The sequence below is a fragment of the Ignavibacteriota bacterium genome (assembly GCA_016707525.1).
Taxonomy (GTDB): domain Bacteria; phylum Bacteroidota; class Ignavibacteria; order UBA10030; family UBA6906; genus JAGDMK01.
In genome coordinates this window covers 253825-276035 of sequence record JADJHP010000006.1, presented here as the reverse complement: position 1 = coordinate 276035, position 22211 = coordinate 253825, and the positions used below count along the sequence as shown (strand labels likewise).

Below are 22211 nucleotides of genomic sequence, written 5' to 3'. Positions count from 1 at the left end.
AGTTCTTGTTGGGGAACCGGTTCTGGCCCACGGCCGAACTCAGCCTGGGCGAGGATCTGGATCCGGCGATCCTGCCTGATCCGACCAGCAAGGCTTGGAGTGATGTTTGGATCGGTGAGAACGCGAAGGGCGGATCCGGGATCGCTCTTGTCTCCCGCGCCATGGTCCGGGAGACGGAAGAAATTTCCCCGGTGATCGATCGACTGCGGGATGGACTCCGTGCGCATGAGCGGGACGTGGCTATCATGCCGCTTTCCGCCTCGGTGAGCCGCCCCCCCCCCGCCCCCGGCGCACCCTGTCCATTCACTGAAGCCTGCTCGTTCGGCACCAGGATCGGTCCATGGAATAGCGGAGCCAGTCCGCTGTAACAGCGTACTGGCGGGTTGGAGCCCGTGGTGTGAACCGGTGGCGGATCCTGCGGCCGGAAGTGTTCCCGGACCTTCGTTCTTCCTCGTGAGAACCAGGGGCCGGAATGTTGCTATCTTCAGCACTTCGCGTGAACGATCCATAGATCCTTTCCGGTATGGCCGTCAATGCATTCTGTTTCGGGTGATCACCGAAGCCATCACCCACCCTGTCTTCCCCGTTCGTGTACGGATGAGATACCAGTCAGGCCCGTGTTCGGCGACATGCCGGCGCATGATCTCGACGGTTTCGCCTGCCTTCGCGACTGCTCGCCCGATCATCCGCGCGTCGAACGAATGCCCTTCGCGCAATCCAACCTGAGGCACAACAACGCGTGCAGGATCCGCATTGCGGCGAACTGCCGCCGCGGGAGCGGGGGCACTGGCCGCAACAGGGTCAGCGGGACGGAGTGCTGCCTGTGACATCGGTTCATCCATGACCGCCAACGCTGGCATGGAAACCTGCTTGTCGGCGTGCAGCGGATCCAACGTGGCCATGAGCAGGGCCACCACCACGACGGCAGCGCCATACATGAGGAATGTGCGGACCCCGGAGCGGTTCGCAGGCACCGCCTGCGGGCCCGGGAATCCTGCCGACGGCGCACATGCCTCCTGGCGTGGGACGCGCCGCGATCTCCCCCTCGGGGCCAGGAATGCTTTGGCGGGCGTGGGCTCGGCATCGAGACTCAGATCAAAAAACGCGGGGTCCAGATGTTCATTCTGTTGTCCGCCCGCGCAACCAAGGACGATAGCCGAGATGTGTGCACCGGGGAGTGAGGAGCGGATGGCGGTGGCGATGGCTTCCAGGGTCGCACCGGTCATCATCACATCGTCGATGATGAGAACGCGGGCGTGCGTGGCAAGGCCCGATCCGTCGAACTGAAAGACATTCTCCAGCTCGCGGAGATGGGCAGCATGCCCGCCCAATCCCTGCAGGGCATGCGTGGTGCGAGTTTTCTTCAATCGCGTCGGGCTGTACGACGCACCGGAGCGTTCGGCGAGGGTATCGCAGAGCCGATCGAGGGGCGATGCATCGCACACTTCAGTCTCGTCGCAATACAGAGACCGGATGATGATATCATGTTCGGGAAGTCCGCTGAGCATATGCGGTACCAGCGTCAGCCAGCGCTGCACAGCCCGTCCACGCCCTTTGCGGAATTCGTCCATGGCGAACGAGACCGGCTCCTGACGGCCATTCCGTGAGGGATGATAGAAGCCGACATGATGGACCGCATCGAGGCCTTCCGGCCGCAGCGGTGAATGCAGCAGAGGCTGCAGGGCTTCGATCTTGGTCTTCTTCATGGTGCGTTCCCTTCGCTGATGCGGACAGCTCATCAGATGCAAACCCGATGCCAGGGGAACGCACCTCCATTCCGGGCGGCAAAGGGCGTAGGAGACACATCGGGGGGCACCTTCTGACCGCTTTCAGGAAGGGCGATGTAGCGATGGGAGTGACCGGACATGGGTGACAGATTGCCTTTTGCCACCCATGTGTGTACCTTCTCCCCATACAACACAGGAGGGTCGCATGGCAGAACTCAAGACGAAGCCCACGGGTGTCGACGTGGAAGGATTCCTGAATGCGGTGAAGGACCCGCGGCGGAAAAAGGACGCATTCACTGCCCTTGAGGTGATGCGTGCCGTGACCAAAGAAGTCCCCGCGATGTGGGGACCAAGCATCGTGGGATTCGGCTCGTACCACTACGTCTATGCATCGGGGCATGAAGGCGATTCGTGCCTTGTCGGGTTCTCGCCGCGGAAGGACTCGCTCGTCCTCTATCTGATGGGCGACTATGAGAACCGTGATGCACTCGTGAAGAAGCTCGGGAAGTGCAAAGCAGGCAAGGGGTGCATCTATGTGAAGTCCATGGACGACATCCACGTACCAACGCTCCGTCTGATGATCAAAGCATCGGTGCGGTACCTCAAGGCACTCTACCCCCCGAAACGCGGATAGCGGAACTGCCCCTATTTCACAACGATCATGCTCTTCACCATACTCTTCCCTCCGAACAGGGCCCTGCAGAAGTAGACCCCCGAAGGGTGGCGACTGGCATCCCAGCGGATGAGATGTGCCCCGGCAGGACGGTATTCGTCCACCAGGATCCCGATACATTCGCCGGCAACGTTCATCACTTCGATGCGCACATTCCCTGCGCGCGGCAATTCGAATGGGATCGACGTTGAAGGATTGAACGGATTCGGGAAGTTCTGATGGAGTACGAACGATCCGGGAAGCCCGATCCTTCCTTCCGCGACATGCGTCGCGGTATAGTCGTACGGCTCATTGAGAAGGTGCCAGCTCTCCTCGGTCTGCCCGTCGTAGTCCCTCAGGAGATACTGGGTGCGTAGCGGGGTCCGCGGGAATCCCGAGAGGGAGGTCAGCATCGCCGATCCATCCGCCGTCCACTCGTAGATCGGTATCCTGGACGGGTCGAACGTGACCGAGAGCCCGCGTTCCACGGCCATGTGCAGAGAACCCACATTGCCCGGTTCATGCCCCCCGAGCCAGTACCCGACGGCATCGACGTGGAACGGGTTCTTCCCGAAGATGACAAGGTTGACCATATGGTCGATGCCCTTACCGTTCTCTGCCGGACCATTCGTGAAAGGGCCTTCACGGCCATAGACCGCCTCGATGATGTTGAGGCCGGGTTTCGTGACCGCGTTGTTATCGAGGCACCGCGTTCCCCAGGTCTCGTGCCAGAGCCCGCCATCCTCACCCGGCCTGCCCCAACGGGGGATCCCTTGCGCAACATGCGTGTTGTACGCATCGAGGATCCTCTGTTTGGCACCGGCCCGGATGTGCACCGGATCCATGAGCATCGTATCCGCGTGACGCACGCAGTGCTGCACGTACGGCATCGCGATCGCTCCCTGAATATTCTTGGCACACAGGGTCATGCCCATCAGATGTGTCTTCAGCTTCGCGATGTTGAGCAGCCACGAATCGGGTGCATTCACAGGCCAGAGGTAGGGGATCCGGGTGAACCACTGTCCATCCGGAAGATCCACCCACTGCAGGTCCGCTTCATTGATGGCCCCGACGGGAGCGTCGAGAGCGCGAATATCCGCACCGGTGCGGGCCGCCATCTGCGCATAGCCGCTGTTCGAGAACTGCCCGGGATCGTTCACTTCCCGGAGATAGAAGTGGTCGCCGGCGACGCCAAGGGCCTTGATGCTCTCGATGATCCCTTCCACGAAGTAGGGATCTGTCACGATACCCATATTGTCCACGTCCGTATCGGGCATCATGACGATGTTCGGTTTCAGGGCGATCATGTGGCTGATGGGGATGCCCCCGCTCTGCACCGGAACGAACACCGACGAACCGAATGTGAGCCCCGCCTGCCGGATGGCCGCATGGTTCGTCTTCACATCGACCGCGGTCCGCATGATGAAGACCGCGGAAGGGTTCGCTTCGATGAACGGATGGACATTGAAGCGATCGGCGGTGACGGACCGGACGCCCGCCAGGACGTCGATCGGCGATAGTGCGAGTGCGGTGCCACCGGCAGCGACCGTACTGAGAAATGACCGGCGTGTGAGCATGGGGTTATCCTCGTTCGTCAGATGAAATTGCGTTGCCCGGCATTCCTGATACGCCTCGCCGGGGGCACCGGGCCACCCTCACGACCTCCCTCCAGCCGGTCTGGCCGGGGGCCAGGGACGTCCAAGGGCTTTGGAAAGATGCATCTTCGTGGAAGCGGGGAAATCCTTGGAGAGGATCCAGTCGGCATAGCCGGGCTCATCGCCGACGGGCACCCCCTTGTGCTTTCCGAAATTGTAGACGACGCCCTGCGGGAGACGTTTCAGGTACCTTGCCGGATCGACGATCTCGTCCGCGCCGCAGAACGTGTGGAGCTCTTCGACGGTCGACGGCAGATCCTCATAGCGTTGGACCTGTCCGAGGAACACCTCTGCGGTCGCCATGGTATCCGCCAATGCCGAGTGTGCACCCTCCAGGACCTTGTTGCAGTAGAGTGCGTAGGCGGCGGTGAGGTTCCGGGGCTCCTGCTTGATGAAGATCGTATGCGAATCCACGATCTTCGTGTCCTCTGCAGGAAAGACGATCCCCGCATGTTCGAATTCCAGACCGAGCATCGGCACATCGAACCGGAGCAGATTGTATCCCCCCAGATCGCAGCCGGCGAGGAATGCCAGCATCTCCTGGGCGACATCCTTGAACTTCGGTTTCCCTTGCACGTCGGCATCGGTGATATGATGCACCGCCGTCGAGGCGGGCGGGATCGGCATGCCGGGATCGAGCAGAAAATGCAGCTGCTCGATCGGCCGGAGATCCAGGCCGCATTTGACGAAGGCGATCTCCACGATACGGTCGTTGACGGTATCAAGGCCTGTAGACTCGATATCGAAGAAGACCAGGGGGCGTTTGAGGGTGAGCATGAGGTCGGCTTTCCTTCGTCGTCACTTCAGCTTGAATGAATTCACGATAGCACCGATATCGGCCTTCACGGTGCCGAACATCTCCTCCAGCCCGCCGAACGTCAACGTGTAGTACTGATCTCCCTTCCGGATGTAGACGACATCGTACTTCATCTTCATCCCGCTCATCTCACCGGTATACACCAACTCCCGTCCCTCCCGTCCGTTGATGGTCACCTTCTTCACCGCTTCAAACTTCGTGTTCTTGAACGTGCCGGCAAGCTGCTTCTTCACGTATTCAACGAACGCATCGGGGGCCTGGGCCGTAGCTGGCGCGGTGTCCACCGTCAGGATGAAACTCACTCCGCCTTTCATATAGTGCTCTTTGGCCGCCGAACCGGTGTTCTTGGTCCAGCCGGCGGGCACCTGGATCGAATAGTCGCCCGGGGCCGCGGCAGCCACGAGGGTTGCGCAGAGGATGGCGACGGTCATGACAGCAGTGAAGGTTTTCATTGGAGAAACTCCGATCTCTGGCGTTGATCACGCATGGTATGCATACGATGGAGGTGACACCGCACACCCCCGGCAGGTTCCGCGAGGGGCCATCCACGGTTATCCACAGGAACGGGGGGTCAAGTAAATGGTACACAAGGATGCCCGAAATGTCAATTCCATCCTTCTGCGCTTCTGCAAGGATCACCGCAGCGATCATCGGGTCAAGTACCGGGGGACACATGCATATGCGATTCGACTAGGAGCGGGCAGCCCCCCTCCGCGATTCGGATCTTCGGCGCGTCCGACAGGCACGGATCTCGAGACACGTCACCAGGCATTTCTCCCCGCATGCCCTTTTCGTATATTGGTACACACACGATCGTACGATCACGGCACGTTAGACACCAGGAGAAACGATGTTTGCCCGCACATGGATCACCTTACTGTTCCCGCTTCTTTTGTCGGCCGGGATCACCGGAACCGTCATCGGCATCCATGACGGCGATACGCTTCGCCTCCGGACGGGCAACGCGACCGTGAAGGTCCGGCTCTTCGGCATCGATGCCCCCGAACTGGGACAACCGTTCTCCCGTGCTTCGCGAGAGAAGCTGTCAGCGCTCACGTATGGCAAGACGGTCACCCTCATCCCCCACGGCAAGGATGCGTTCAAGCGCCAACTCGCTGAAGTGCTCCTCGATGACGGAACGAATGTCAATCACGAGATGGTCCGCACAGGGATGGCGTACTACTTCCGCAGGTACGCACGCAGCAAGGCGCTGGAAGGCATGGAAGACGAGGCCCGCCGCGATCGGCGCGGTGTGTGGAGCGTCGATGGATCGGTGCCTCCGTGGGAGTACAGGAAACGGGAACAGAAAAAATGACGAGTCCTACCCCTTCGTCCCCGACCATGGAGAGTGACGTACAGTACGGAGCGGTGATCAGATGAGAAGACTCGTCTACAACGTCGCGATGAGCCTCGATGGGTTCATTGCCGATCCGGACGGTGGGTACGATTGGATCGTCATGGATGACAGCATCGACTTCGGCGCCCTGTTCGCGCGGTTCGATACGCTCCTCATGGGCCGCAAGACCTATGAGGTCGTGCGGTCGCAAGGCCCCGGCGGGCCGGGCGCGGACAAGGAGACCATCGTCGTTTCGCAGACACTCAGGCCGGAGGCGCATCCCGGCATCACGCTCATCCAGGACCGGATCGCGGAACGCGTTGCCGGTCTGAAGCGCGCTCCCGGAAAGGACATCTGGCTCTTCGGTGGCGGCGAACTCTTCCGCCTGCTCCTCGATGCCGGTCTCGTCGATGCGATCGAGGTCGCCGTCATGCCCGTCATGCTTGGTACGGGGATCCCGGTCCTTCCTGCCGGCCATGGCACTGGCCGGCTTCACCTCGCATCATCCCGTACGCTGTCTAGCGGGATCGTCCTGCTCAGCTATGATACGGCGAAGAAATCCTGAGGGATCGCCCTTGGGACAGGGTCCATCCTGACGTCTGTTCACCGATGGCCTGCCCGCTGGTTCACATCACCTTTTGATGAGCAACGTCACGATCTCCCACGGCTTCACTTCCAGCGTCACAGAACCATCCGGTGCCACAGGCAACGGCCCGGCCGGATACTCGAGGAGGTCAGTGCGGATGGCCTCACGGATCGTCATGGAGAACGTCAGCCGCGCCGTACACCGATCCCCTTCAGCTTCATAGAACCGCACCACCGTCCCCGTTCCATCCTCACTCTGCTTCACCGAGGTGATGACGATATTCGATGGCTCGGCACGGAGGAACCCCTTCCCGGCCGATGGCAGCGTACGACGGCCGGCGCTCTCCTGTGTCGCCGAAACAAAGGACATCAAGGGGTTGTTGAACGCTATGCCATCGCGGTACCGCATCCGCCAGTTCCCGTCATGGAACATCAAGGACATCCGGAAGGTGTGGTCCCCCTTCTGCTCGAAGTAGTATTCGGGATCCCACGCAAGGCTCTTGCGCGTCGAGAGGAGCACGTGCTGTACCACCGGATAGTGTACGGGCTGTGATGTCTGATCTTCAAAGATATGGAGGGTCATGTCCGACGCGAACAGGCACCCGTATCCTTTGTACGACCCGGTGGAGACGTTCACCCAGTTGAGCGCTTCCCGGAACGCGATCGGCTCGTACCCGCCGTAGAGATTCGGGTAATACTGCGACTCCTTGTTGTCGGGAAGCTGCGAGAAGTCCGCTTCGTCCTTGCTGAACTCGACAGCACCGAATGGGATCTCATAACTGATCGCCGCTGTCTGTTTCGTGTCGGCGGCATCCTCCTCTTTCCGCCACTGGAAGCGGATCCCGGCATACTCCACGATATCCGCGAAGTCGATGCGGATCCGGTATTCCTTGCCCTTCTCGAGTTTCGTGGAGAACGTCTTCATCGTATTCAACTCGTACGGGTTCCAGTTGTCGACGACCAGCTCGTCTTCGAAGTACATCCGTCCCTTGTCGTCGGTAATGATGCCCAGCGTGTAGTTTCCGGTCTCCTGCACATGGATGGTTCCCGTCCAGCGCACGGAGAAGAAATCCTTCGGCACCCCTTCACCGGGCGAAGCTTTGTCCCAGTACGGCGCCATCACCGTATCCACACGTGTGAACACGGGCTCGCCGTCCAGATTGGGATTCCGGAAGTACTCGCCGAGCAGGCCGCGGCTCTTCCCGTCAGGTGTCGTGACGCACGACGCCGGGACCGTGATCAACCCGGTGGTGATCTTACGTTCGATGTTCATCGGGAATGCGATCCGCACTTCCTTTGCCCGTGTGCCGTTCCAGCCCACAAGATCGAGTTCGAGGTCGACATCGTGGGTCGCCTTGGACACCGAGTACCGGTGACGTGCGACGCAGTTGCCAAGCGGGGTCTCCGTCTCACGGATCCAGCGCAACGGGGTCTCCACGAACCGCACGGTCGTGCTGGTACGCGTACCCGACCGCTCGAGATCCAGCGGGATGCCTTTCAAGAGCGCTTCTTCTTCCCACGCGTTCCCCGGTGCGGCAAATTGCAGGAGCTCACCCGCCTGGAATTTGTCCGTCCGGAAGTAGCTCCTGCGCTTCCCCTTGTCCGTGTATTCCTTGATGCCGGCATTCCCGAAGACGACCTTGAATTCCGGTGTGTCGATCGAGTCGCCGGTGAGCGTCGTGACCGGCGCGTTGGTCTTCGCTGCTTTTTCGATACGATACGTCGCATACCCCAGGGCCGGCACCTCCGCCTGGATCAGCACTGTCGTCGTGCTTGCCGTCATGTCGACGACCTCGAAGGGAACCGCGATACCGCGGATATCCTTCACGGCAAACCCGGACCAACCCGTCGGAAGCGAGAACGACGACCGTACCAGTTCCCGGCGGTCCCAATTCAATGGGTTGTAGACCACGACCTGCAGACCCCTGGCATCCTGCCGGACGACGCGATCGCCCAGCAATTGCATCGCCTGGCCCATCAGCGACTGTGCGCCCTCGTAGGATCTCCGATACGAGGCATGATAGATGCTGTCGGTGGTCAGTCCTTTTCCGCCGCCCCAGCCGTGGTCAGGCCAGAGGTTCGCCTGCCAGGCCGAGTCGAACATCGGCTTGGGATATGTCACGGCGGGATCTGTGGCTTTCAAGAACGAGAACAGCTTCTCCGCCGACAGGAGAATGTTGTGCGCCTTCCTGCCCTGGAGCAGGGCTTCACGATTGCCTGGCTCATCGTAATAGGCCCATGCATTCGGCCACTGGCCGCGCAGCGTTTGGAGATGCATTCCCGGGGTACTGAAGATCCCCTTGAGCATGGTCCTCCGGATTGGTGAACTCCAGGAGCGGGGGCCGCACCTGTGCGGCCACGTCGCCGGCATGCTGCTTGTTCCATGCCACCGCGAAGGCGCTCATCATCGCATTCTGTGCTTTCACGAACGGAACGAGTTCGCCATTGGGCGGCAGGTAATCCTCATTGTAGTCGTAGATCATGGTCTTCGGCAGGTTGCGCGACCGCGCGAAATCCTCCCTGCCGTACACAAGGTTCAACCATTCTTCGTTGGCGCCGGGAGAGATGCGCGGGGAATTCCCGTACCGCAATCCGTACACCGGCACCGTCGTGCCGTCCAACCCCTGCCAGTGATAGAACCCGAGAGGGATCCGTGCCTGGACGAGATACTCCACTCCGGCGCTTTTGAGGATCTGCGGAAGCTGCCAGGTGAGCATCGGGACGTCGGCATTGATGTAGATGCGGCTGTCCGCTCCGGGGATATTCTCTTTGATCCAGCGGCGGCCGAAGTAGAACTGGCGGGCCAGCTTCTCCGCACCGACCTGCTCCTGGAGCGACAGGGTATACATTGCACCCCAGGAGAATCGGCGTTCCGCAGTCCGCCTGAAGATCTCTTCTTTCTTCTCCGGATGGCGTTCGAGAAATTCTCGAAGATAGGCAACGGCTTCCATCGTGTACTTGAAATCCGGTGCCGACTCCATGATCTTCAGGGCCGGGAGAATGATCTCCTGCGAGCGGTAGTCCGCTGTTTCGAATTGCGTCCCCAGCCAACCGAGATCGTTATGGTTCGTCGAATGGACCAGGACCTTCCCGCCATCGAAATAGGTCTTCCTGAAGGCGGTCATCGGCAGCTTCGGTTGCGTCGCAACGGTCCTGCCGCCCACGGTGAGCGCGATATCATAATCGCCATTCGCCGGCGGCACGAACGTCCAGATCTCTTTCCCCGTCACCGCCCTCGCCTCGATCGTTCCGAGAGCGATAGCATCGAGCACCTTCCCGCGCTGCGAGATCGTGATCTGTGCGTCACGCAGGGCCGGACCCGGATTGACGACATTCAGCAACGCACGTTTCACCGGCTTGTCACCGACCGCGTTGTAGTTCTCCATCGAACGCATCGTGAATGTCAGCGCATTCGGCTGCGCAAAGACCCGCACCTTGCCGATGCCCGTTCCTACGGCACCTTCCTCCTGCCACACGTCGCGGACCGTGATCGTGATCGATCCGGTACGTTGTTCTTTCGCGAGGGGAATGATCTGGAAGTCATCGGCCTGACGGAGCAGAACGTCGCTGGACGTTCCATCGGAGAATGTGATCGTGATGTTCTTCGGCCGGGCGTAGGAATAGCGGTATTGCAGGTTGTACGGCGTGATCACATGGCTGAAGATGGGTTTGGGGAGGATCCAGATCTCTTTCACCGAAACCTCACGCGCGTAGGTCAGCGTGATGGATGCGCCCGCCGTCTCCCCCGCGGAGTTCCACCCCTCCTCGGTATTGCCGGTGATGGCCTTGTAGGCCAACGGCTGGTTCGAGGTCGCCTTTTCAACACTGCATCCGCTCCCCGGATCGGCCAGATTCGGATTGCCGGGCTGGGCGGAGGCAAGGGAGGCAAGAAGAAAGAGAAGGCAGAAGAGGGTGCATTTCATGGGGAGCCTCGAAGGGTGGATTGTTGGTACTCGTGGAAGATAGGGGATTCGGGGGAAAAGAGGTAGCGCGGGGGGGGGATTAAGAACTAAGAATTCTGAATTCTTAGTTCTTAATTGCAAAAGCCCGAACGAAGTTCGGGCTTTTGCCGTGGTCAGGGACGGAATCGAACCGCCGACACGCAGATTTTCAGTCTGCTGCTCTACCAACTGAGCTACCTGACCGTCAGAGCGCTACAACCTGAGTCATAAATATAATGAACCCCGTGGAAAAAGGCAATCCCCCGCTGGTATTTATCGGTTTCCGGACCCGGCATGGTCCAAGAGCTCGTACAGGTGCGATAAATTGCGGCTGCGCATAGCCCCGTAGGTACGCCGGACGAAGCCCGTATGGAACTCGCAACTCCCCACAAACTCTATGTTTTTCTGAAGCCACTCCACCTCCCCGTAGATGATCCCCATCCTCGTCTGCCATTCGTCCCGCAAGGCATCGCTGTGCTCTTTGAACCGGGGGCCGCCGATATACATCAGGTCGGCGTCACACACGATCCGTTCAAGGGCTGTGGTCGGCCGCTGGGGGATCCTCGTTGCCGCGATGCATCCCTTCACAAGAGGGATCCGCAGGGCCGGATACCCCTGCTTCCTCAGGAAATCCTCCGCGATCACCGCGCTCCGCGCTTCATGCTCATCAGCCCCCTCGAGATATCCGGCGTCGTGAAACCATGCCGCGAGGACGATGATCTCCATCTCCTCGTCCGTGAGGTTCATTCCCGTTCCGATCTCCACGCAGGCCGCCACCACCTCGCGCGTGTGTTCGAGCGTATGATAACGCGCCCAGGAAGGGATCCGTTCCCTGTAGAGCGTTGCCACCAGCGCCTCAGCCTTCTCTATGATCGCCGATCGTATCATGTTTGCACGGGCCTCCGGCCCCGCCCGGTATCGTTCCTGTTCCGGTTTCCATTGCACCAACACCCCCACACGCTTCACCCGTTACGCTGTCCCTCTGCGGTCTTAAAACCCGAACCCCACCGCCCCATACAGCATCACGCTTTCTTTTGAAACCCCGATGCTTGCAGTGAGGGTCGCATCGCGCCTCCACGGAGCAGCCCACACGCCTCCACCGAACGACGGATGCCACACCCCCGATTCCTCGCCCGGTTCGAACACCCGTCCTGTCTCCGCAAACCCGAAGACGCCGTACATCACCGGAGTGATGATATCGATCCGACCGAGCCGCACCCGGGTTTCGACGATGCCCGCGAGCGATGAAGCGCCCGCGAATCTCCCCTGCTGATAGCCGCGCATCGCCGTGCTGCTCCCGATCGTCGCCGCATCGTAGTACGGCACCTTGCCCCACGACCTGACCCCCAGCACACGCAACGAGAGCGTCACGGGCGCCGGCCCGCCGGTCGTGACAAAGAACCGCGCATCGCCCCTCAGGCGCCCGTACGGCGCACCGACACTGAAGGCCTTCGGCACGAACATCCCGCTGATATCACAGTACGCCCCGCTGAACGGATGCACGTCATCGTCCCGGGTGTCCCATCGCATACTCCCACTCACGGATGCGAGCGCCATATCGGCGATGCCGTATGGCTTTTCGTCCGTCACATACTTGTGTTCGCCCTTACCCGTGATGACGATGCGGAAACCACTCTGCACGGTCAACGTCAACGGCCCGTCCGCCGGCCACCGCAACGCAGGCTCCAGCCGTACTTGTGTCTGGCGCACACGGTAGTACGGATCATTGGGACTCCTGCTCGTGACGCTTTCATTCCCGCGCCCGAAGTAGGTGAGAACCTCGAATCCCGTCGCGGTGGCATCGAAAAGGAACGCCGTATTGCGTATCAGCCCCCGCCATTCCGCCTGCATCACGAGACGTCCGACCCCGGCGAAAGGAGCGATCCCGCCAAGCAAGGACATCTGCGAAATGAACGGACGCGTATCGTGATCAAAGTACGTCAGGGTCGGACCCACCCCGATCATCGGCCCGAACTCCGAGTTCCAATCGAACATCCCGGTCCATGTCTGCGCATACCCGCGGTCCTCGCGCTCAGGAGCGAAGCGCACGGTGTCGTTCGCGGGAGGCGCCGGATCAACGGCACGAAAAACGGTCCCATCGCTTTCGTGCACGACGGTCCCCGGCCCATCGTACACGTACGTGCAGTTCTCGGCATCGCCGATGAACGGGATGATGCCGAAGAGATATCCGCTCACCGACGATGAATCGGTGATCTCATCATTGCCCTGCCCGCCGGCCACGCGGACCGGGATGGACGAAGCGACGTGTCCGCGAACGACGATACGGTCATCGCCGCCTTTCAGGAGGATGCGGATCTCGTCGGTCTCTGCAGACATGAACACACGATCGGAGAGGACCGTGGGATCGTCGTTGTCACGGGCGCTGGCAGCGCGGATGCAAACACGGACGCGCTCGTCGTCGATCCGGGTGATCTCTGCGAGTTCGGACCCGTCGGTCCCATGAAGGTCGACGACCCTGACGTTCATGCGGTAAAATTCTTCTGCCATACGCGGGAACCGGTCCCGACGCGACTTCATGTCTGCGGCGAGGGTCGTCCCGAAACGCTTCCTGACCTCTTCTGGTAGTACCCGGATGGATGCTTCAATGACAGAATCCGTGAGTCGCGAGGCTGTGACGGCCGTCACAGAATCCCATGATCTCTTCTCCAGCGGGGACAAGAGCCAGCGGTCCAGATGCCGACCGGTCCAGAGCACCCTCCCGACAGATGGGAGCCCGCCATCCCACGAATCCACAGAAGTAAGAAAGAACGTTCCCGCCCGGGGGATGATGCCATCGAAGCGCGTGAAAGCATGCGAAGGATCCAGGAGCACAGGAACATAGCGTCCGTCACCCGCGGACGTCCAGCCCCAGGCATCCAGGCCTTCCTCCCAATCGCCAAGATACAAACCCAGAAGTCTTGCCGCAAGGAATGCCGCAGGATCCACCTGTCCGGCCCCACCCCGTTCCAGCCGCCTGAGGAGTTCGTAGGAATCGATCAACGGAGTGGATGGCAATGCAGCCACGAACCCGCCTTCCCCCGCCCCCCCTCCGGCGCCACCCTGGCCTTCTTCCTGGAGGACAACGAATCGGGAATGCAGATGCAGCACCCCGGCGGCATCCAGAAACGGACCTGCCAGAAGCCGGGCATAGGGGTGCGCCATTGCTCTGAGATCAGCAAGCACACCCGGGGCATAGAGTCGCTGGAACTCACGATTGAAACCGGCCTCCACCGGCTTCACCATCGGTGTGAATACGATCCGTGACCGATCGTCCACCTGATACCCACGCATCCCCCGGATCGCGGAGACGGTCTCATCCGCCGGGGGGTGCTGCAACGGAAAGGCCCTGATCACAGGAACGGTCACCGGGAGTGTCCATACATCGCGCCACAGGTCACCGAACAGGAGCCGGTGCGATCCGCCGGCGGAGACGGAAAGATCGGGCGTGAAGGTTGTTGATGTACGGGAGGAATCCGGGGGTGCGGAGAAGGCAAGGACAGCGGCAATGGGAAGAAGGCACAACGGAAGGAACAGCACACTCCGTTTCCACGATCTCGTTTCCGTGTGCCTTGCGGTTCCCTTCATGCTACTTCAATGCTCTGATCACCATATCATGCACCGCCGGCCGGATGCGCTGGATCTTCTGGTTCGCCCTGGTCGGATGCACGCGGTTCGTCAGAAGGATCACACTGATCCTCCGGTCGGGATCGGTCCAGACGGACGTACCCGTGAACCCGAGATGCCCGAACGATGACGGCGAGAAGAGTGATCCGGCGGATGACCCCGTGGAGGATTTCATGTCCCACCCAAGGTAACGGTCCTGCCCCTGCACGTATTTTCGGGTGAACTCGACGACGGTGCTTTCCTTCAGGTACCGGGTCCCTCCATACGCTCCCTTGTTCAGGAGCATCTGCATATAGATGGCGAGGTCCGACGCAGTAGAGAACAGCCCGGCATGTCCGGCAACGCCGTTGAGCAAGGCGGCATTCTCATCGTGCACCTGTCCCTGCACCAGCCGCTTGCGCCAGAGCGTGTCGATCTCCGTCGGTGCGCATTGCAGGGCCAGGCTCTCCGGTGGGGCATACATCGTGCGCGTCATCCCGAGCGGCTCGAAGAACTCTTTTCGGACAAAAGCCTCCAGCGGCATCCCCGTGATCTTCTCGACCACTTTGCCCATCGTGATCATGCCGATGTCGCTGTAGATGGTGGTATCGCCCGGCACCGCAATAAGATCGGTCGCAAACACCGAATCGATGGCCGCCGTGGCAGTTGAACACATCAGGAAAAACCTCCGGAACGGCGGGAATCCTGCACGGTGGGTGATGAGCTGACGGATGGTGATCGCCGCCTTCGGCCCCGAAGCGAATGGGGGGAGGTACATCCCCACCGTATCATCCAACCTGAGCTGTCCGTTGTCGACCAGCTTCATCACCGCGGACGTTGTTCCGATCACCTTGCTGACCGAGGCAAGGTCGAACATGGTGGTATTGTCGATCGGCCTGCTCGTGCGGTCATAGGTGAAGGTGCCGAACGACTTATTATAGATCAGCATGCCATCGCGCACCACGGCAAGTTCTGCCGCCGGGAAGGCCGAATCTGCGATCGCGCGCTCGATGATCCGGTCCAATTGCCGCAGACTGTCCGTATCGAACCCTGCCGTGACGGGGTCGTCGTACCGCAAGCGGTCGCGTGAACACATCGCGCCCGTGCCAAGCGCGAACCTCCCGCTGACGGTCACCGGCAATTTGCCACAGAGATCGATCTCCCCGAAGAGTGCTTCTGCCGCGGCTTCCACCTGCGGCTCGGTGTCACCATAGGCGCACAACACCGCATCAGCCCAGGACAACGGGCCGGCCAGATAGGGATTGCCGAACAGGACGACCACGGTCGGAACATCAAGGTCCGCCACCTTCTTCAGGAATGGCTGCAGGCCGGATGGCATATCCACCGTGCCGCTCGACGTCCGCACCTTGACGAACACCGGAAGGACAAGAAGATCGGCTTTCCGTATCCGCGCGAGTGCCGCATCGATATCGATGGCATTGCTGACCGGCGAGAGACGGTAGGCCTCGAGCCGCATACTGCGTTGACGCAGCAGTGCATTGAAATAGGCGCCGGGCTGTTCCACGATCGAGGTATTCCCCGGGCGCGATACCTCCATGAGGCCGTTGTCCGTGTCCGAAAGCACGATCGATGTGATACGCCGTGCCTTCCGGGCCTCGAACGGTACCGTATTCCGCTCATTCTTCACGAGGGTCATGGACGCACGCGCAACCGTACGTGCGAGGTTCCAGTGTTCGCGGCTTCCCACGACACGTGCGATCTCATCCGGGTCGGTCGTCCGGAGTGTATCCAGCCCGAGGTCCCATTTCGCTTTCAGGATCTTCCTCACCGACCGGTCCAATCGCTCCTGCGTGATCTCTCCTGTGCGCGCTGCTGCCGTCATGGCCGCGAACGCGGATTCCTCGTCGGGCGGCATCAGGACGATATCCACCCCGGCCTTCACCGCCATCACACTCGACATGCCGGGTGAATAATCGCGGGTGATCCCACGCATATCCATCGCATCGGTGACGATCAACCCGCCGAACCCGAACTCTCGCTGCAGGACCCCGGTCACAATGGCCGGCGACAATGAGGAGGGCACGGATCGGGACGGATCGAGTCCCGGGACCAGCAGGTGCCCGATCATGACCGACTGCACGCCGGCCCGCACCGCTGCGCGGAACGGGACAAGCTCCACCGAGTCCAGCCGGGCACGGGAGTATGGGATCGCCGGAAGGTCCAGATGGGAATCCGTTCCGGTATCGCCGTGGCCGGGAAAGTGCTTCACCGTCGCAAGGACGCCGGCACTTTGCGTGCCCCGGATGAAGGCATCCACCATTCCTTCCACGAGTCCGGGGTCACTGCCAAAGGCCCGTGTATTGATCACCGGGTTCGATGGATTGGTGTTCACGTCGGCGACCGGCGCGTAGTTCTGATGCACCCCGAGGGTGCGTGCTTCGCGCGCGATCGCACGGCCGACGTCATAGGCATACTGCGTATTGCGCGTCGCACCGATCGCCATGGCGTCGGGGAAGGGCGTCCCGCGCCGCACACGCATCGGGACGCCACGTTCGAGGTCGGCGCTCACGAGCAGCGGCACATTGGACATGGCCTGCAGGGTATTGAGGCGCAAGGCCGACTCGTACACATCGCCGCGCCAGAGGATCGCGCCGCCGATCTGCCGTTCGCGGACGAGCCGCACCAGGCGCGCGTACGGATCGGTCGTGGAACTGAAATAGTGGCCGGAGACGCCGACCATCATCATCTGACCGATCTTCTGTTCAACGGTCATGGATGCCAGGACGCTATCCACCCAGTGCGAACGATCGCGGGTGACAACGGCCGTGGCCGGCGGAGGGGCGACGGGAGGGTCAGCCTTCTGCACCGGGGGTTGCGAGGAACACGAGAGCAGCAGGACAGCAGACACTGCGGCAATGCACTGATGGGGACGAACGGTGAGACGGAACATCTACCTCCCTTGGAGACGTTGGTGAGCCAGGATGACCGCGCCCTTCGCCGGAGCATAGAGCGCGGGGACCACTTCAGCGCCCGGCACCTCGGTGCTGATGGCACGCTGCAGGATCCCCGCATACGGCGTGTCATGGTCGATGAGTCCCCCCGTGAAGACCACCCCCACCGGTGTTCCGCCTTCCATGCGAGCGGCGAGTGCGCGGAGCGTCTCTGCGAGCTGGTGCGCGGCGGATTCGAGTATGCGGACCGCGGACGCATCCCCCTCGGCCGCGGCGCCGAGCACGACGGGCGCAACAGAAGCGAGATCGAATTTTTCCTGATACACCGCGGCGATCACGCGGTCACGCGACGTCCAACCGAACCTGTCCGCGAGCAGTGCACGAAGCCGCGGGGCGTCGCCGCGCCCATCGATCTCACGTGCAACGGCCCGGGCAGCTTCAAGTCCGATCGCGTATCCGCTCCCTTCATCGCCCAGTACGCGGCCCCACCCACCGACCGAGGCGACCTCACCGGAGGGGAGCTTGCCAATGACATTGGAGCCCGTCCCGGCGATGAGCACGATACCCGGTCCGCCGCCGAAGGCTCCTTCCAACGCGATGCGTGCATCGGTCTCAAGGATCATGGGCATGGAAGACCAGCCACGCGGCGCCGCCAGCACCCGGAGGGCCTCTTCCAGGGATGCCCGCACAACCAGGCTCCCCACACCTGCGAGTCCGAACACGGCCGCTCCGATCTCCTGGGGCGAGCGCTTCGCGAGTTCGCAGCATCCTCCGATGAGTTCGAGCAGGTTGCGTGCCGCGGTATCAACGCCGGCGACATTGGGATTTCCGGGACCGACCTGCATACGAGCGAGTTCCGTCCCCGAGCGATCGGCAAGGATCCCCAGCGTCTTCGTCCCGCCGCCATCCGCCCCGAACACCAGTGTGGCTTCACTCATGGTCATGGATCCTGACAGTATCAGAGAAGAGATGATCGTGCATCAATGTACCGAATGACCCGCGCATTTTCAACAAACGGGCCATCTTGCATCTCACGGGAGGCATGGCTACTTTTGGTGTATCCCTGTGGTGTCCCCACCATGTACCGGAGCCGGCCATGCGAACGTTCCTGATCTGCACACTCTCTTTCGTGGTACTCTTCTCATCGGCCCACGCGGGTCAACCGGCCGTGCGCACCGGCATTGAAGTGCTGAAGGAACGAGGATTCAACATCCTCCAGGGGAAACGGGCAGGGCTCATCACCAATCCCACGGGCGTCGACGGACAACTCACCTCCACGATCGATATCCTGTTCGCGGCCCCGGGCGTGAAGCTCGTCGCCCTCTTCGGACCGGAACACGGCGTGCGGGGCGACTTCGCGGCGGGTGACCAGGTGGACACCTACACGGACGCGCGCACCGGCCTCCCGGTCCACTCCCTCTACGGCAAGACACGGAAACCGACCCCGGAGATGCTGGCCGGTATCGACATCCTCGTGTACGATATCCAGGACAACGGATGCCGTTCGTACACCTACATCAGCACCATGGGCCTCGCCATGGAGGCCGCGGCGGCGGCAAAGATCCCCTTCGTCGTCCTGGACCGCCCGAACCCTCTGGGCGGGATCAGGATCGAAGGGAGTCTTGTCGAGAAGCCGTTCACGTCGTTCGTCAGCCAGTTCCCGGTCCCGTATGTCTATGGACTCACCTGCGGTGAACTCGCCACATTCCTGAACGGGGAGAAATTGCTGGCGGGCGGGGCAACCTGCGACCTCATCGTGGTCCCGATGAAAGGGTGGAACCGGAGTATGACGTTCCCCGAGACCGGCCTGGAGTGGGTTCCGCCGTCTCCCCATCAACCACGGGACATCTCCGCGTTCTATTATGTCTGCACCGGGATACTCGGCGAACTCGGCGTGATCTCGGAAGGCGTCGGCTACACCCTCCCCTTCCAGGTCTTTGCTGCGGAGTGGATCGATGCCGGCGCGATGGCAGATGCGATGAATGCGTTCCGGTTGCCCGGGGTGCTCTTCCGCCCTATCGTGTTCAAGCCGTTCTATGGCCGCTCCACCGGAAAGACACTGAAGGGTGTCCAGGTCCATCTGATCGATCCGGCGAAGGTGAACCTCATGGCCCTGCAGTTCCGGTTCCTCCAGGCGCATCACGAACTCTATCCGGACAAGAACCCATTCACGCTGGCCGATCCTTCGCGTATCACGATGTTCGACAAGGTCGTGGGCACAGACCGTGTCCGGCAGCTGTTCACGCGGAGGATGCGCTACGAAGACGTGGAGGGATCGCTGCAGAAGGACGTGGAAGGGTTCAGGGTGAGGGCGGAACGATACTTCCTTTATAAGTGAGAAGGGACGCTCGCCCAGAACTCCGCCCTCGACAGCAGCACCTCCTGATACATCGCCGCGAGATGTTCATGGGTGACCTTGCGGAAATCCGCTTCCACGGGGGTGATGGAAACGCCACCGAGGTCGACAGCCGCCGGACTGATCAGCAGACGCTCATCGCCTTCCGCAAAATAGAATGATGGCCGGTGCTTCGCGCGCGGGAAGAGCAGGACGACCCACGACCCGCCTTCGTACCAGGCAATGAGATTCATCATCGCCTCTTCGACATCTTCCGTGATCCCCTGCAACACGGCGACATACTCGGCCACCGCGCGCTCCACATCCGCTGCATCCGTCCCCTCAAAAGCAACGAACCGCCGGCCGCCCCCTTCGATGGCGATGGTCCTCGCTGTGCCGGTCGTACGGACCTCCTTCCCTTCCGCTGCACGAAGGCGCGCGTACTGCCCTTCGATCGGCATGAACTGCCGCGTACCCGCCTGGAAATGCAGATGATCGGGGGCCGATGCGCCACACCGCGGACCGTTGTAGAACACACTGTACCGCGGTGCAAGGTCACGGGCAAGGGCAAGGAAGGATCCGAGCTCCCCCGCGATGCGTTGCGGTACATGGTCCACGTGGGGGATCGTGAAGTGCTCGGGAAAGATCGGGAACGGGTTACACAGGATGATGAAGTTGCTTCCGTAGGGAACGCCGCGCTGTTCGGGAGGGAGGTGAGGCAAACAGAGAAAGCACTTCCGTTCGCGGATGGAACGGTCATCCACGCGCGCTGCAGAGGAAGTGAGGCGCCCCGGATTGAACTGGACACGCACCTGGTAGCCGCCGAAGCGGAACTGGCGCGTCCGCACGTGCGCGAGGCCCGCGACATTCGTCCGGAGCATCTCCCAGGTCGCCTGTTGCCGGTGCAGAAGTGCCGCAGCACCATCGGCCACCGGAGCGCCCGCCGCCAGCCCCAGCTCCTCCAACCCGATGCTCACCCTCTCGATCTCGTTCCTGCCGGCCATCACTTCTTCTTTCCCTTGCCACGGCCGGACGCCGGCTTCGCTTTCTTCGCGGGGGCCTTCGCACGCCTGACTGTCGCCGGTCTTCCTTTTTTCGCTGTACGCCGTGCGGGCTTCTCCGCGTTCTTCTCCGCGTTCTCCTGCATGCGGATCCGTGCAAGCACTTCCACCGTCCGGATCTTGTCCTTGTAGAAATTGAAAGCATTCAGTCTGGGGATATCCAGATCGGCATCCGAATTCCCCTCCCACCGGCGGCACAGATACACCGGTTCGTACACGCGGCCGATCTGGTACTCGCGCGAGATCGCGAGTCCGAGTGCATAATCCTCGCCGTAGCTGACATTGGGGATCTTGATCGAACGCACGACGGGTGTATAGAAGGCCCGCGGGGCACCGAGCCCGTTGATCCGGAGTGCGTTGTTGCGCCCGTTGTCGGGCGTCCATTCTTTGTGGTCGATGACACCCGGGGGGATGGGTTCGAGCTGGAAGTTGGTCATCTGATAACTCCCGATCACCATGGCGCACCGCTCGCGGTGGAACGCCTCGACCATCTTCTGGAGAGTACTGCCATCCTTGTACAGATCGTCGCTGTCCAACTGCACCGCGAACCGCCCGCAACGCGGGTGGTGCACCGCTTCGTTCCAGCACCCACCGATGCCGAGATCCTCACGGCCGGGGACGACATGCAGGACACGTGCATCCCGGTGCGCCAGCGTGCGCAGTACATCGGTGGTACCATCGGTGGAGTGATTGTCCACCACGATCACATTGAAACTGAACGACGTATCCTGTTTCAGGACCGACTCGACCGCTTCACCGACGGTCTTCACGCGGTTGCGGACGGGAATGATCACGGACGCTTCCACCGGGAAGGTTTCGGCGGTGAAGGCCGGGGTCTTGAAGACCGGCGGCAGCCAGGCACCGATCGCCTTCAGGTGCCACGTTGCAGCCGCTTCCATGTCGATCTGTACCTGGCGGTTCTTCGGGTCCACATAGTCGAACAGCTTTTCGCCCGACCTGCGGGCGTCGGCTTCGACCTTGCTGTAGAGGTATTCGCCCACACGGACGATCTGTGCTTTGCGGGTGATGCCGAGCCGGAGGGCATACCACCCGGCGTACGCATGCTTTTGTGAGCGGACTTCGGCGAGTGCTGCCCGGACGGCTTCACGTTCCAGCAGGACCACGGACCCGAAATTGAAATCATCGCGCAGGCTGCCATACTGATACTCGATCACCGGATGGGGCGACCGCCGCCCGTCCTTCATATCATAGTAGTCAGAAAAGACCATCCCGGCGCCCGTGTCGCCGGCAACGCGAACCATCCGCTCGATCCCGAACTGCCCGAAGTCGATCCGGGTGTCGTGGAGGAGTAACAATGCGTACGGCGTGCGGAGGGTCTTCCCGAGAGCGGCCATGGTTGCGCTGCTCAGAAGGCCTGTCACCGTCAGGCTCTCACACCCTGCCACCGGCGGCAGATCGCCTGCAGTGCTCAGCAGCACGATCCTCTCGACGGATCCGGACGCCTGGAGTTGATCCACCGTCTCCTTCGTCCCCTCGGCTCCTGAATACGGAATGAACGCTGTGATCGGTTTCATGCTTGTGCCCTGTCTTTTCCGTTGTTCCTGTTCTTCGTGTCGTTGCTGCGCA

At 61.3% G+C, this 22211-nt stretch carries 17 protein-coding genes and 1 tRNA gene; 5 read left to right on the top strand and 13 right to left on the bottom strand.

The genetic code is table 11. The features are described 5' to 3' along the window. Positions 1 to 8 precede the first annotated feature (8 nt). Entirely contained in the window at positions 9 to 368 is a 360-nt protein-coding gene (locus IPI01_11615; GenBank protein ID MBK7258425.1) for a hypothetical protein, read from the top strand. 162 nt (positions 369 to 530) lie between these two features. Here the strand turns inward: IPI01_11615 and IPI01_11610 are convergent, their stop codons facing one another. Continuing rightward, entirely contained in the window at positions 531 to 1706 is a 1176-nt protein-coding gene (locus IPI01_11610) for a hypothetical protein (GenBank protein ID MBK7258424.1), read from the bottom strand. A gap of 226 nt (positions 1707 to 1932) precedes the next feature. Here IPI01_11610 and IPI01_11605 point away from each other — a divergent pair, with 226 nt between their 5' ends. Continuing rightward, positions 1933 to 2361: a DUF1801 domain-containing protein gene (locus tag IPI01_11605; protein ID MBK7258423.1), complete on the top strand. Its 429-nt coding sequence runs from the start codon at positions 1933 to 1935 to the stop codon at positions 2359 to 2361. Between the two features lie 11 nt (positions 2362 to 2372). Here IPI01_11605 and IPI01_11600 read toward each other — a convergent pair whose 3' ends face one another. From IPI01_11600 to IPI01_11590, 3 genes are all read right to left on the bottom strand, one after another. Then, positions 2373 to 3956, bottom strand: coding sequence for a DUF362 domain-containing protein (locus tag IPI01_11600; GenBank protein ID MBK7258422.1), 1584 nt, complete (start codon positions 3954 to 3956; stop codon positions 2373 to 2375). A gap of 78 nt (positions 3957 to 4034) precedes the next feature. Beyond that, a complete protein-coding gene (locus IPI01_11595) occupies positions 4035 to 4811 on the bottom strand; it encodes a 3'-5' exonuclease (GenBank protein ID MBK7258421.1) in 777 nt (258 codons plus the stop codon). 21 nt (positions 4812 to 4832) lie between these two features. After that, positions 4833 to 5303 (bottom strand): hypothetical protein, encoded by a 471-nt coding sequence (locus IPI01_11590; protein MBK7258420.1) that lies wholly within the window; start codon positions 5301 to 5303, stop codon positions 4833 to 4835. Between the two features lie 398 nt (positions 5304 to 5701). On the opposite strand from IPI01_11590, the gene IPI01_11585 reads away from it, so the two are divergent. Together IPI01_11585 and IPI01_11580 are read left to right on the top strand one after the other, a co-directional pair. Further along, positions 5702 to 6166: a thermonuclease family protein gene (locus tag IPI01_11585; protein ID MBK7258419.1), complete on the top strand. Its 465-nt coding sequence runs from the start codon at positions 5702 to 5704 to the stop codon at positions 6164 to 6166. Between the two features lie 61 nt (positions 6167 to 6227). Continuing rightward, the gene (locus tag IPI01_11580; GenBank protein MBK7258418.1) at positions 6228 to 6752 is read left to right on the top strand and encodes a dihydrofolate reductase; all 525 of its coding nucleotides are present in this window, start codon (positions 6228 to 6230) and stop codon (positions 6750 to 6752) included. A 66-nt stretch (positions 6753 to 6818) separates the two neighbouring features. Here the strand turns inward: IPI01_11580 and IPI01_11575 are convergent, their stop codons facing one another. From IPI01_11575 to IPI01_11545, 7 genes are all read right to left on the bottom strand, one after another. Beyond that, positions 6819 to 9080, bottom strand: a complete 2262-nt coding sequence (locus tag IPI01_11575; protein ID MBK7258417.1) for a hypothetical protein — start codon at positions 9078 to 9080, stop codon at positions 6819 to 6821. After that, a complete protein-coding gene (locus IPI01_11570; GenBank protein MBK7258416.1) occupies positions 8995 to 10695 on the bottom strand; it encodes a hypothetical protein in 1701 nt (566 codons plus the stop codon). The genes IPI01_11575 and IPI01_11570 overlap by 86 nt, the downstream gene beginning before the upstream one ends. A gap of 149 nt (positions 10696 to 10844) precedes the next feature. Further along, positions 10845 to 10917 (bottom strand) — tRNA-Phe (locus IPI01_11565). Positions 10918 to 10986: 69 nt separating this feature from the next. Further along, entirely contained in the window at positions 10987 to 11601 is a 615-nt protein-coding gene (locus tag IPI01_11560) for an HD domain-containing protein (GenBank protein ID MBK7258415.1), read from the bottom strand. A gap of 102 nt (positions 11602 to 11703) precedes the next feature. Continuing rightward, complete coding sequence (locus IPI01_11555) at positions 11704 to 14250, bottom strand: BamA/TamA family outer membrane protein (protein MBK7258414.1); 2547 nt, start codon at positions 14248 to 14250, stop codon at positions 11704 to 11706. A gap of 49 nt (positions 14251 to 14299) precedes the next feature. Continuing rightward, on the bottom strand, positions 14300 to 17227 hold the full coding sequence (locus IPI01_11550; protein ID MBK7258413.1) for a serine hydrolase: 2928 nt from the start codon (positions 17225 to 17227) through the stop codon (positions 14300 to 14302). Next, the gene (locus IPI01_11545) at positions 17228 to 18166 is read right to left on the bottom strand and encodes a hypothetical protein (GenBank protein ID MBK7258412.1); all 939 of its coding nucleotides are present in this window, start codon (positions 18164 to 18166) and stop codon (positions 17228 to 17230) included. A gap of 158 nt (positions 18167 to 18324) precedes the next feature. On the opposite strand from IPI01_11545, the gene IPI01_11540 reads away from it, so the two are divergent. Continuing rightward, the gene (locus IPI01_11540) at positions 18325 to 19566 is read left to right on the top strand and encodes a DUF1343 domain-containing protein (GenBank protein MBK7258411.1); all 1242 of its coding nucleotides are present in this window, start codon (positions 18325 to 18327) and stop codon (positions 19564 to 19566) included. On the opposite strand, the gene IPI01_11535 is transcribed toward IPI01_11540, so the two are convergent. Both IPI01_11535 and IPI01_11530 read right to left on the bottom strand, forming a co-directional pair. Next, positions 19557 to 20567, bottom strand: a complete 1011-nt coding sequence (locus IPI01_11535; GenBank protein ID MBK7258410.1) for a DUF4922 domain-containing protein — start codon at positions 20565 to 20567, stop codon at positions 19557 to 19559. The genes IPI01_11540 and IPI01_11535 overlap by 10 nt on opposite strands. After that, positions 20567 to 22159 (bottom strand): glycosyltransferase family 2 protein, encoded by a 1593-nt coding sequence (locus tag IPI01_11530; protein ID MBK7258409.1) that lies wholly within the window; start codon positions 22157 to 22159, stop codon positions 20567 to 20569. The genes IPI01_11535 and IPI01_11530 overlap by 1 nt, the downstream gene beginning before the upstream one ends. Positions 22160 to 22211: the final 52 nt, after the last annotated feature.